Source organism: Arthrobacter sp. HLT1-20, from assembly GCF_054510895.1.
In genome coordinates this window covers 1-11,875 of the sequence record NZ_JBTNDR010000026.1, presented here as the reverse complement: position 1 = coordinate 11,875, position 11,875 = coordinate 1, and the positions used below count along the sequence as shown (strand labels likewise).

The window sequence follows — 11,875 nt, the reverse complement described above, 5'->3', positions numbered from 1 at the left end:
TCCCATGTCTGAAAAAACTCCCGAATCCAACGAAGTAAAAACCACCCGCATAGTGGCCGGTGCCAAAACCCGGCGCAAGATCCGCGGCATTGAAATCGTGGCCATCGCCGCCCTGGTGGCCCTGATTGGTGCCGGGGCCGCGGTGGCCACGGTTGCCGCGAACAACAAGGATTCCAGTGTGCCTGTTGTGGCCGGCACCCCTGCCGCCGCCCTCAAACTGGGCTACTTCCCCAACGTCACCCACGCTCCGGCCCTGATTGGTGTCAGCGAGGGCATCTTTGCCAAGAATTTAGGCGCCACACAACTCTCCACCCAGGTATTCAATGCCGGACCTTCAGCGATTGAGGCGCTCAATGCCGGGGCCATCGACGCCGCCTACCTCGGCCCCAACCCGGCCATCAACTCGTTTGTGAAAAGTGGGGGTGAATCCATCCGCATCATCGCCGGCGCCACCAGCGGCGGTGCCCAGCTCGTGGTGAAACCGGAAATCACCTCGGCCGCTCAGCTCAAGGGCAAGGTCCTGGCCACACCGCAACTGGGCGGCACTCAGGACGTGGCGCTGCGCTCATGGCTGTCCGAACAAGGCTTTGCCACCACACCCAATGGGGGCGGGGATGTCACCATCAATCCCACCGACAATGCTGGCACCTTGAAACTTTTCAAGGATGGAAAGCTCGACGGCGCCTGGCTGCCCGAGCCGTGGGCCTCCCGTTTGGTGCTCGAGGCCGGGGCCAAGGTTCTGGTCAACGAGGCTGACCTGTGGGACGGTGGCAAGTTCAGCACCACCATTCTGGTGGTCAACAAGTCCTTCCTTGAACAGCATCCCCAAACTGTTGAAGCGCTCCTGGCCGGGCACGTGGAGTCAATCGACTGGCTCAACGCGCACAAGGGCAAGGAAGCCGATGCCGTGAACAAGGCCCTGCTCACGGCGGCTGGAAAGGAATTGCCCGCCAAGGTCATTGACAGGTCTCTGGCCAATCTGACGTTCTCGGCAGATCCCCTCGCCGCAACGTTCCCCAAACTGCTGGAACACGGGGTCACTGCTGGGGTGGGCAAACAGGCAGACCTCTCCGGCATCTTCGATCTGCGTGAATTGAACAAGGCCCTGGCCAAGGCGGGGCAGAGCCCTGTTTCGGCCGCGGGATTAGGCAGCGAGTAGCCAGCGGGGCGGTTCATGTGGCGTCACTCTATGTGACGCCACATGAACTACCGTGACCCCGGGTGTCAGCTTCATTGAACCGGCGTCCACGCATTCTCTACCGTTTAGTTATGAGTACAAGGGGAACCCCCGCCCACCCGGAGCAGGCGCCGCAAGCACCAGGACACCCTGCGCTGAAAACCATCCGCATTGTGGCCGGCCAAAAGCCCAAGCGCAGGTGGCGCGGCCTGGAAGTCATTGCCATTGCTGCCCTTATCGCCCTGATTGGCACGGGGGCCGCCGTGGCTTCTTCCAACGCAAAGGGCAACGGCACTGCGCAGTCCCAAGCCGCCCCCGCCGCCGCGCTCAAGCTTGGCTACTTTGGCAACATCACGCACGGCCCGGCACTGGCAGGGGTTGAAAAGCGGATCTTCGCGGAAAATCTCGGCGAAACCACTTTGCAGACCCAGGTGTTCACCACTGGGCCAGCCACCGTTGAAGCCCTCAACGCCGGTGCCATCGATGCGGCCTATCTTGGCCCCAACCCGGCCCTGAACTCTTTTGTGCAAAGCGGTGGCGATTCTATCCGCATCATTGCCGGTGCGGCCTCCGGCGGTGCCCAGTTTGTGGTGCGGCCCGGCATCACCAGCGCCGAACAGCTTCGCGGGAAAACCATCGCCACCCCACAGCTGGGAGGCACGCAGGATGTTGCCTTGCGGAAGTGGCTTGCGGACAGGGGCTTGAAGACTAATGCAAGCGGCGGTGGCGATGTCACCATCAACCCCACCACCAACGCCCAAACCCTTCGCCTGTTCCAGGATGGGAAGATCGACGGCGCCTGGGTGGCCGAGCCGTGGACCTCACGGCTGGTACTCCAAGCCGGGGCAAGAGTGTTGGTCAATGAGGCGGATCTTTGGGACAAGGGCGAGTTCAGCACCACCGTCCTGGCCGTCAACAAGAGCTTCCTAGATAAGCACCCGCAAACCGTTGAGGCGCTCTTGAACGGGCACGTTGCCTCGGTGCAATGGCTCAACGAGAACCCGGACAAGGCCGGGGCGGCCATCAACCAGGCCCTGGTCACAGCGATTGGCCAGCCTTTGGAAGCTGCTGTCATTGCCCGGGCCTTGACGGAACTGAAATTTACCGCTGACCCATTAGCTGGCACGTTCCCCACACTGCTGGAGCACGGTGTCGGCGTGGGCGTCTCCAAGCCAGCCCAGCTGGACGGGCTCTTTGAACTGACACTGCTAAATAAGGTACTAAAAGCTGCCGGCGAACAACCCGTCACGGCGGCAGGATTGGGTACGCAATGACCGAACTACTGACACCGGCCCCCACCGCGGCAACAACGGGCGATGGTGCCGCGATCCAGCAAGGGCGGGCACCCGCCGTCGTACTGGAGAATTTGGGCAAGCGATTCGGGGACGGCGCACCAGTGCTGGATGACGTCAGCGCCACCGTCTACCAGGGGGAGTTTGTGGCATTGCTCGGAGCCTCCGGCTGCGGAAAATCCACGCTGCTGAACATCATTTCCGGCCTGGACGTGCCCAGCTCCGGGGCCCTGGAGGTCCCGGAGGACGGCGCCGCCTTCATGTTCCAGGACTCGGCACTGTTCCCGTGGCTCACGGCGCAGGGCAATGTGGAGCTGGCGTTGAAACTGCGTGGCGTGGGCAAGGCCGAACGCAAGGTTCGTGCCGGGGAGCTGCTGGACCTGGTGAATTTGGGGCATTCGGTCAACAAACGCCCACACGAACTCTCCGGCGGCATGCGCCAGCGCGTGGCCCTGGCCAGATCGCTGGCGCAGGACAAGCCGCTGCTGCTCATGGATGAGCCCTTTGCGGCCCTCGATGCCATCACCCGCGACCTGCTGCACAACGAGCTGGAACGCATCTGGAAGGAAACGGGCCGCACCATTATTTTTGTCACCCACAATGTGCGCGAGGCCGTACGGCTGGGCCAGCGCGTCCTGCTCCTGTCCTCACGGCCGGGGCGCGTTGTGGCGGAATGGCAGGTCTCCGAGGAGCACCGGACAGATGCCGGCGCCGCTGGAGTTCTGACGCAGGACATCACCACCCGATTGCGCGAGGAGATCCGCAAGCATGCCTGAGACAGTAACCTCACCGCTGATCAAAAGCGGAAGTGCCGAAGAAATGCGGTCACTGGAAGCCGGCCTGGACTCGCTGCAGTCCGAATCACTGGAACGCCGCAGCTTTGACGTCTCCCGGGTGCTGCTCCCGCTAGCGGCCTTTATTGTGGTGCTGCTCGCCTGGCAGTTCTACGTCTCGCTGGGCCTGCGCCGGCGCGACCTAGTCCCCGGTCCGCTCGACGTGCTGGGCTCGCTCGGTGGTTTGTGGCATGACGGCACGGCCCAACAAGCCGTCTGGACGTCCCTGCAACGCGGCATTATGGGCTTCGCCATCAGCATTGTGGTGGCCACCCCTATCGGTCTGCTGCTCTCCCAGGTGAGGGTGCTCCGCCGCGCCTTTGGGCCGCTGATATCCGGGCTCCAAGTGCTGCCGTCCGTGGCCTGGGTACCCGCCGCCATCATCTGGTTCGGGCTCACGGACGCCACCGTCTACTTCGTCATGTTCATGGGCGCCATCCCCTCCATCATCAACGGCCTCATTGCCGGCGTGGACCAGATCCCGCCGCAGTACCGCCGCATGGGCACCATCCTTGGCGCCTCCCGCTGGGAAATGGCCGTCCATGTGGTGCTCCCGGCAGCGCTGCCCGGCTACGTGGGCGGGCTCAAGCAGGGCTGGGCCTTCTCCTGGCGCTCCCTGATGGCCGCCGAAATCATCGCGATGGGCGGAACGCTCGGCTTCGGCCTGGGCTCACTGCTGGAGCAGGGACGCCAGCTGGCGGACATGGGCATTGTGATGTCCGCAATCCTCATCATCTTGTTCGTGGGCATCCTGGTGGAACTTGTGGTCTTTGCCCCGGTGGAAAAGCGGCTCCTGCGCGGACGCGGCCTGCTCGCCGGCAGCACCCGCTGATGCGGTTTGATTGTGTCCTCACGTGACGCCACGTTAACGGGTGTAACGCGCCCCTTGTGTCCAAATATTGCACTTCTCTAAGGTCATTTCATGGCAATTGTGGATCTTTACCCAACCTCGCTCCGGCTCCTGGGCCGCCCCGTCCTTGTGGTGGGCGGCGGCACAGTGGCTGCCCGGCGTGCCAAGGCATTGCTCGACGCCGGAGCCCAAGTCACGCTGGTGGCTCCCGTTCTCAGCGCTCCGGCCCAGCAGTTGGCCGATGCCAGCCTGATCACGTGGCACCCCCGCGGATATGAAAGCGCCGACATGGCCAACGCCTGGTATGCGGTGACAGCCACCAACAACGTGGCCGTCGACGCCCAAGTGGCTGGCGATGCCGAAGCCAACCGGGTGTGGTGTGTTAACCACTCCAACGCACAGGATTCAGCGGCCTGGACCCCGGCAGTTGCCACGGTCCAGGACATCAAGGTGGCAGTCAACGCCGGGGGAGACCCCCTGCGTGCCGTGGCCATCCGCAACGCCATCGCGGCTGCCCTGGAAAGCGGTGACCTGCCGCTGCGCCGCTACCGTGGCACCGGAAACGGGCCGGCTCCGGGTGGTACCCCCCGGATCGGATCGGTTGCCCTGGTGGGTGGCGGACCGGGTGCCGAAGACCTCATCACTGTTCGCGGCCGCCGGCTGCTGGCCGAGGCCGACGTCGTGGTGGCCGACCGGCTCGGCCCGCGCGGCCTGCTGGAAACCCTCGGCGGGGACGTCACCATCATCGAGGTGGGCAAGACTCCGGGCCACCATCCCGTGCCACAGACCGAAATTAACGCCATCCTTGTCCGCGAGGCCAAGAAGGGAAACCGGGTTGTCCGGCTCAAAGGCGGTGACCCCTACGTGCTGGGTCGCGGCGGGGAGGAAGCCATTGCCTGCCGCGAAAATGGTGTGGACGTGGAAGTAGTCCCCGGCGTCACCAGCGCTGTCAGTGTTCCGGCAGCCGCCGGCATCCCCGTCACACACCGCGGCCTAGCCAAGGCCTTCACCATGATCAGCGGGCACGAGGAACTCGAAAACGTCCCCCGCGGAAGCGACCACACAGTGGTGCTGCTCATGGGCGTTGGCACACTCAACCGGTCCATGCCCATCCTCGAAGCTGCCGGCCGGGACAAGGACTGCCCGGTGGCCATCATCGAGAACGGGTTCGCCAAGGATCAGCGCGTCACCATCGGCACCCTGGGCACCATCGTGGCCCTCGCCCAGGCGGGCAAGGTCCGCAACCCGGCCGTCGTCGTCGTCGGCGATGTGGTGCGTGTCAGCCCGCTGGCACCGGCCGAACTCGCCACCGCCTACTACGGCACGCGGGAAACTATCAGAACTCTCTCTTAGACTTATCCATAAGCCCTTTGATACATATAGAAATGAGCACAGCCGTGTCATCAAACACTTCAGCAGCGCCCGGCACCGAAGAGCGCCCGCTGCGCATCGCCGTCATCGGCTCCGGCCCGGCCGGCGTCTATGCGGCGGACATGATTACCAAGAGCGCCGAAGTGCGCGATGGTTTGGTCGTCAGCATTGACCTTTTTGACCGCTACCCGGCACCCTACGGCCTGATCCGCTACGGCGTGGCACCCGACCACCCGCGTATCAAGGGCATTGTCAACGCGCTCCACAAGGTCCTGGACCGCGGCGACATCCGCTTCTTCGGCAACGTTGAATACGGCACGGACCTGTCGCTGGAAGACCTCCAGACCCACTACGACGCTGTCATCTTCGCCACCGGCGCCATCAAGGATGCGGACCTGAACATCCCCGGGATCGAGCTGGACGGCTCCTACGGCGGTGCCGACTTTGTGTCCTGGTACGACGGTCACCCGGACGTTTCCCGCGAATGGCCCTTGAACGCCAAGGAAATTGCGGTCATTGGCAACGGCAATGTGGCTTTGGATGTTGCCCGCGTGCTGTCCAAGCACGCCGATGACCTGCTCGTCACCGAAATCCCGGACAACGTATATGCCGGCCTGAAGGAATCGCCCGTCACCGACGTGCACATCTTCGGCCGCCGCGGCCCGGCCCAGGTGAAGTTCACCCCGCTGGAGCTGCGCGAACTCAGTCACTCCCGCGACGTGGACATTGTCCTGTACGAGGAGGACTTCGACTTTGACGAGGCTTCCGATGCCGCGGTCAAGAGCAACAACCAGATCAAGACCATGGTGGGCACGCTGACCAACTGGCTCGTGGAGCAGGACGACGACGCCGCCGACCCCGCCACGGGTGCCTCACGCCGCCTGCACCTGCACTTCCTGCACAGCCCGGTGGAGATCACCGGTACGGATGGCAAGGTTTCCGGCATCAAGTTTGAGCGCACCGAGCTCGACGGCACGGGCAACGCCCGCGGCACCGGCGAGTTCCTCGACTACCCGGTCCAGGCCGTCTACCGCTCCGTGGGCTACTTCGGCTCTGCCCTGCCGGACGTGGAGTTTGACCACCAGCGCGGCGTTGTCACGAACGACGGCGGACGTGTCCTGGGCGTTGACGGCACCCAGGTGCCCGGCATCTACGCAACGGGTTGGATCAAGCGTGGGCCGGTTGGCCTGATTGGCCACACCAAGGGCGATGCCCTGGAGACCATCACGCACTTGCTGGCAGACCGTGCGGAACTGCCCCTCGCGGCTGTCCCCGCCATTGAGGCAGTCACCGAACTGCTGGATTCCCGCGGCGTGAAGTTCACCTCCTGGGAGGGTTGGAACGAACTCGACGCCCATGAAAAGGCACTGGGTGCAGCAGCCTCGGAGACCGGCCCCGTGCAGCGCGAGCGCATCAAGGTTGTTTCCCGCGACGAGATGGTTGACGTCTCCCGCGGCGCCTCAGTGGTTGGCTAACTTCCCGGTCAGAACCAGAAATGCCGCCGTTCCCGCAAAATGCCGCCGCTATAGCGGTGGCATTTTGCGGGAACGGCGGCATTTCTCATGGCATTGCAAGGTGCCTCAGGAATTTAGATGTGACCTGACGGTCTCCATCGCGGCGTCCGGGTCGCTGGCTTCGATGGCCGCCAGAAGGTCTTCGTGGCCTGCATGCGGACAGTTGGCGCCCAGACCATTGGTATCCGGTACGAGCGTGCTGCGGAGGGCATCCCCAAGAGATGCATACAGTTCCGCGAGCAGCGGGTTCGCCGAAGCCTGGGCCACGGCAAGGTGAAACTCCCAGTCGCGAGCCACCCACTCATCTAGGGCTTGCCTGTCCCAGGCGTCACGCCTTGCGGACAACAAAGCCCGCATATGGTCCACTTGCTCCGCTGAGGAATGGATTGCTGCCAGGTGTGCCGCCTGGGTATCAAGTCCGAGCCTGACTTCAATGACATGGTGGGCACCGTGCCTGCCGATCAGCTTCTGCGTTGCGCCGGCAATCTCGCTGGTGGCCCGCACAAACGTGCCGTCGCCACGGCGAACGTCCAGCATGCCCACGTGGGCTAGGGACTTGATGGCCTCCCGCAAGGTTCCGCGGGATACCCCGAGTTCCTGCATCAGGGCCTGTTCGGACGGGATGCGCCCGTCGATGGGCCACAGCCCCGAGCTGATGGCCGCCCGGAGTTTGCCGGTGACTTCCTGGGCCAGCGGTTCGCGGTGCGAGGGTGAGAGCGTCACGCCGGGATTTCCTCCATGGTGGGGGCTTTCTCGGGAGCCGTACTGACCGTTTCATCTCCCGCTGCGTCCTTGTCTACGCGCGTTGCCGTGAGCAACCATGCCAGAACCACTTGCACGGCGGCCACGCCAACCAGCATCATGAGTGGCAGTGTCCAACCGCCGCTAAGTGTGTGCGCCAGGCCCATCCCGAACGGACCAAGTGTCCCCAGTAGGTAGCCCACGGACTGGGCCAGGGTGGACATGGCGGTGGCCTCCGCCGTGGTGCTGCCGCTGCGGCTGATGACCACAAGAACCAGAGCGAAAACGCCAAACCCCAGACCCAACAGAAGGGAAGTCACGACGGCGGCACTGGCAGGCAGTACCAGCAGGGCCACGGCGCCGAACAAATATGAAACGCTGGCCACCATGAATGCGCGGCGCAGGCCGCCCGCCCTGCCAGCCAAGGCCAGCAGGGCCACGTTGCCAAAGACGGAGACCACCTGCGCTAGACCAAGCAGCAACCCAGCCCCGGCAGGATCCAGCCCGGCCGCGATGAAAATGGTGGGCAGCCAGCTGATGATCGAGTAGGCGGCGATGGCTTGGATGGTGAAGAACGCCGTGATGATCAGGCCGGTGCGGGTTTTCAGCAGCGACCAAGGGGAAATTGAGGATGCCGCAGCGGCGGCCGGGCGGCGGTGTGCCGCCAGGGCAATGGGCGCAAAGGCGACCAAGGTAATCACTGACAGAATGGCCCAGGCAGCCAAGCCGAGGGATGGTGAGTCCAGCTGGAGGGCCAGTGGAACACTAACGGCGGCGGACATGGTTGCGCCCAGCGACATGGTGATTGTGTACACGCCCGTCATGGCGGCCGTCTTGTCCGAGTAGTGTTCGCGGATGAACGACGGCATGGCCACATTGCACACAGCAAGCCCGGACATGCTGACCACAGTACCCAGCAACAACATGCCAACACTCGGCACCGCCCGCAAGGCCAAGCCAGCCGTCAGCGCCAGCAGGGCAATGGCTATTGCCTTCTCCACACCCACCCGGCGGACCAGCCAGGATGTGCCCGCACCCGCCACCGCAAAGCACAGGGTGGGGATAGAGGGCAGCAAGGATGCCGTCAATGCGCCGTATCCCAGCACCTGTTGGAGATCGTGGAAGAGTGCTGAGGCGCTGGAGATTCCAGCCCGAAGGTTCAAACCAATCAGAACCACGGCGAGGATTCCGGCAGCCGCCACCAAACGCCTCTTGACTCGCGGAGCGGGGTTTGGGTTGCCGATTCCTGCGGAAAAAGGGTGTTCGGGGGTTTTATTCACTAGCAAAATAATAAGACGTTAGACGTTTGATGTCTAAGCGAAAATAGGAGGACGAGCTGACGGGTGCCCAGAGAATTTCCAAACATTCCCATAGTAAAAGTCGAATTTCGGCTCCAGCGCTGGAAGTTTATGCGCGTGGGCCGTAGAGTAGCCGAAAGTGCATGTGACCGAAAACGCTTTTTTGCGCGGCCGGTTGGATGCAGGTCTCTAGCCATTCAGTTTTGGGGTGAATGCTGTGGGTCGTGACTCAAAGTCACTGCTGTTCCACACCTCCCTCTTGCGCGCCCTCAGGCTCACCTTCGGGGCGGCCCTATTCGCCGCTCTGTTCATGGTTTTGAGCTCATCAGGAGCCTTCGCCGCATCTGATTCGGAGCACGGTGCCAAATCCAGCTCCAAGCAAACTTCTACCAAGGGCCTCCTCTCGGGCGTTTTGAGCCCGATTGTCAACACTGTGGACAAAACCGTTTCCCAAGTTCCCGGGGTCCGGGACATCACCTCCAACACGGTTGGCACAGTGCTGGCCCCAGTGCTGACATTGACTGACCGGGTGGAAACCACTGTAAATTCGGTGCCCGTGGTGGGGCAGGTGATCGCTCCAGTCCGCGATGCAAGCAACTCCATTGTGCCGCCGGTGGTCAACACTATTGGCAAGGTCACCACGCCAATTCTCAACACCGTTGACCAGGTAACGGCTCCAGTTCAAGAGATTGTGGCGCCAGCTGTGGACCCTGTCACCGGTGCCGTGAAACCAGTTGTCGACGGAGTTACCGGCGGCGTTTCCAATGTTGTGGAACAGGTGCTGCCTCCTGTGACGTCAGGACTGCCGAGTGTTCCGGGCGTGCCCGGCAATCCAGGCACGCCGGGTAACCCAGGAACCGGCGTTCCCGAGCTTCCCGGCACTGACACGGAGCCGGGCATCGATGTCCCGGATCTGTCCGGATCGGTCGACTCAGCCACGCCTAGCCAGAACGGGACCGGACAGGCCACAGGGACGAACGGCACGCCAAGCGAAAACCTCGGAAGGGCCTTGCTAGGCGGTCAAGCCGCCCCCGGTTCAGGCCATGTTGGAACGTTGGCCGAGTACTTGGCCATGGGAACAAGCACCTATGCTGCCGGTGAGGTTCCCTATTCGACTTCTGGAGTACCTGCACCACGAGGTGGCGCAGGCCACTCTGCTTGTGGATCGGATGCCAACGGTTCTGCCGTTGGGCCGTGTGCACCAGCCGTAACCTCCAGCCCCGCCCCAGGGGCCTCGTCCAGCGGTGGGTTCGGCGGCTCAGCAGGAGCCGGTGGCTCCGCGGCCGCACATGAAAATTTTTCTGACTACTTCAGCATCGCGTTGTCAGGATCTGTCTTGAGCAGTGGCAATTGGCCTCTGCCCGCCTCCTTGTCCTCCGACCACGGATCCACACCTGACTAGATAACCGTTGAGCACTTTCCTGTGTATAGGAAAGGCAACGGTATTTCCTTGAATTGCATTCGCAAACAGGGTCAAAGAATCTTAGTCAGGAGTTGGACATCATGCATGTCAATATTCGTCGATCGCTCTGTGCAGCGGTCTTTGCCGGCGGCCTTCTTGCCCTCGGCGCAGGTGCGGCCAACGCCGCCGACCAGCCCAATGTTGAAGCAATACCAGCAGCAACGAGCGGGCTTTCCCAGGGCACAGTTGCCCAGCCCATCCCAAACACGAACAAGGGCCTTCTGGGAGGCCTGGTGGGTGATGTTTTGGGTCATGTTCAGGTGGCTGCTCCGATCACGGTGCCGGTGAATGTTTCCGGCAATGCTGTGGGTGTTTTGGGCAATGCCGTTTCCAATGGCTCGCACGCCACGAACACCACCACGGTTCCGGCCGTGAAGCAGGACTCAAGCCAGAACACCAATCAGGGTTCGGGCCAGGGTGGATCGCACAATGGTGGCGGCCTGCTCGGTGGTGCGGTGGGTGATGTTTTGGGTAATGTTCAGGTGGCTGCTCCGATCACGGTGCCGGTGAATGTTTCCGGCAACGCTGTGGGTGTTTTAGGCAACGCCGTTTCCAACGGCTCGCACGCCACGAACGCCACCACGGTTCCGGCCGTGAAGCAGGACTCAAGCCACAACGCTAAGCAGGGTTCGGGTCAGGGTGGATCGCAGATTGGTGGCGGCCTGCTCGGTGACGTCCTGGGTAATGTTCAGGTGGCTGCTCCGATCACGGTGCCGGTGAGTGTTTCCGGCAACGCTGTGGGTGTTTTGGGCAACGCCGTTTCCAATGGCTCGCACGCCACGAACACCACTGTGGTTCCGGCCGTGAATCAGAACTCCAGCCAGGGTTCCGGTCAGGGTGGATCGCACAATGGTGGCGGCCTGCTCGGTGACGTCCTGGGCGATGTCCAGGTGGCTTTGCCAAGCACGGTGCCGGTGAATGTTTCCGGCAATGCTGTGGGTGTTTTGGGGAACGCCGTTTCCAATGGCTCGCACGCCACGAACACCACCACGGTTCCGGCCGTGAAGCAGGACTCAAGCCAGGGTTCCGGTCAGGGTGGATCGCAGATTGGTGGCGGTTTGCTCGGCGGTGCGGTGGGTGATGTTTTGGGTAATGTTCAGGTGGCTGCTCCGATCACGGTGCCGGTGAATGTTTCCGGCAACGCTGTGGGTGTTTTGGGCAATGCCGTTTCCAATGGCTCGCACGCCACGAACACCACCACGGTTCCGGCCGTGAATCAGAACTCCAGCCAGGGTTCCGGTCAGGGTGGATCGCAGATTGGTGGCGGTTTGCTCGGCGGTGCGGTGGGTGATGTTTTGGGTAATGTTCAGGTGGCTGCTCCGATCACGGTGCCGGTG

At 62.9% G+C, this 11,875-nt stretch carries 9 protein-coding genes and 1 pseudogene; 8 read left to right on the top strand and 2 right to left on the bottom strand.

Annotated elements, in window-relative coordinates; all coding sequences use genetic code 11:
* Positions 1-4: 4 nt before the first annotated feature.
* From ACX80Q_RS13505 to ACX80Q_RS13480, 6 genes are all read left to right on the top strand, one after another.
* A complete protein-coding gene (locus tag ACX80Q_RS13505) occupies positions 5-1,159 on the top strand; it encodes an ABC transporter substrate-binding protein (RefSeq protein WP_459331047.1) in 1,155 nt (384 codons plus the stop codon).
* A 110-nt stretch (positions 1,160-1,269) separates the two neighbouring features.
* Positions 1,270-2,451: an ABC transporter substrate-binding protein gene (locus tag ACX80Q_RS13500; RefSeq protein ID WP_459331046.1), complete on the top strand. Its 1,182-nt coding sequence runs from the start codon at positions 1,270-1,272 to the stop codon at positions 2,449-2,451.
* On the top strand, positions 2,448-3,245 hold the full coding sequence (locus ACX80Q_RS13495) for an ABC transporter ATP-binding protein (RefSeq protein ID WP_459331045.1): 798 nt from the start codon (positions 2,448-2,450) through the stop codon (positions 3,243-3,245). The genes ACX80Q_RS13500 and ACX80Q_RS13495 overlap by 4 nt, the downstream gene beginning before the upstream one ends.
* Positions 3,238-4,134, top strand: a complete 897-nt coding sequence (locus tag ACX80Q_RS13490) for an ABC transporter permease (protein ID WP_459331044.1) — start codon at positions 3,238-3,240, stop codon at positions 4,132-4,134. Before ACX80Q_RS13495 ends, ACX80Q_RS13490 begins: the two co-directional genes overlap by 8 nt.
* A gap of 90 nt (positions 4,135-4,224) precedes the next feature.
* Positions 4,225-5,505, top strand: a complete 1,281-nt coding sequence (gene cobA / locus ACX80Q_RS13485; RefSeq protein WP_459331043.1) for a uroporphyrinogen-III C-methyltransferase — start codon at positions 4,225-4,227, stop codon at positions 5,503-5,505.
* A gap of 32 nt (positions 5,506-5,537) precedes the next feature.
* On the top strand, positions 5,538-6,998 hold the full coding sequence (locus ACX80Q_RS13480; RefSeq protein WP_459331042.1) for an FAD-dependent oxidoreductase: 1,461 nt from the start codon (positions 5,538-5,540) through the stop codon (positions 6,996-6,998).
* A gap of 105 nt (positions 6,999-7,103) precedes the next feature.
* Here the strand turns inward: ACX80Q_RS13480 and ACX80Q_RS13475 are convergent, their stop codons facing one another.
* On the bottom strand, positions 7,104-7,760 hold the full coding sequence (locus ACX80Q_RS13475; protein ID WP_459331041.1) for a FadR/GntR family transcriptional regulator: 657 nt from the start codon (positions 7,758-7,760) through the stop codon (positions 7,104-7,106).
* On the bottom strand, positions 7,757-9,058 hold the full coding sequence (locus ACX80Q_RS13470) for an MFS transporter (protein ID WP_459331040.1): 1,302 nt from the start codon (positions 9,056-9,058) through the stop codon (positions 7,757-7,759). Before ACX80Q_RS13470 ends, ACX80Q_RS13475 begins: the two co-directional genes overlap by 4 nt.
* A 226-nt stretch (positions 9,059-9,284) precedes the next feature.
* Here ACX80Q_RS13470 and ACX80Q_RS13465 point away from each other — a divergent pair, with 226 nt between their 5' ends.
* Both ACX80Q_RS13465 and ACX80Q_RS13460 read left to right on the top strand, forming a co-directional pair.
* Complete coding sequence (locus ACX80Q_RS13465; RefSeq protein WP_459331039.1) at positions 9,285-10,478, top strand: hypothetical protein; 1,194 nt, start codon at positions 9,285-9,287, stop codon at positions 10,476-10,478.
* 101 nt (positions 10,479-10,579) lie between these two features.
* Positions 10,580-11,875: pseudogene (locus ACX80Q_RS13460) on the top strand (hypothetical protein); the annotation flags it as partial.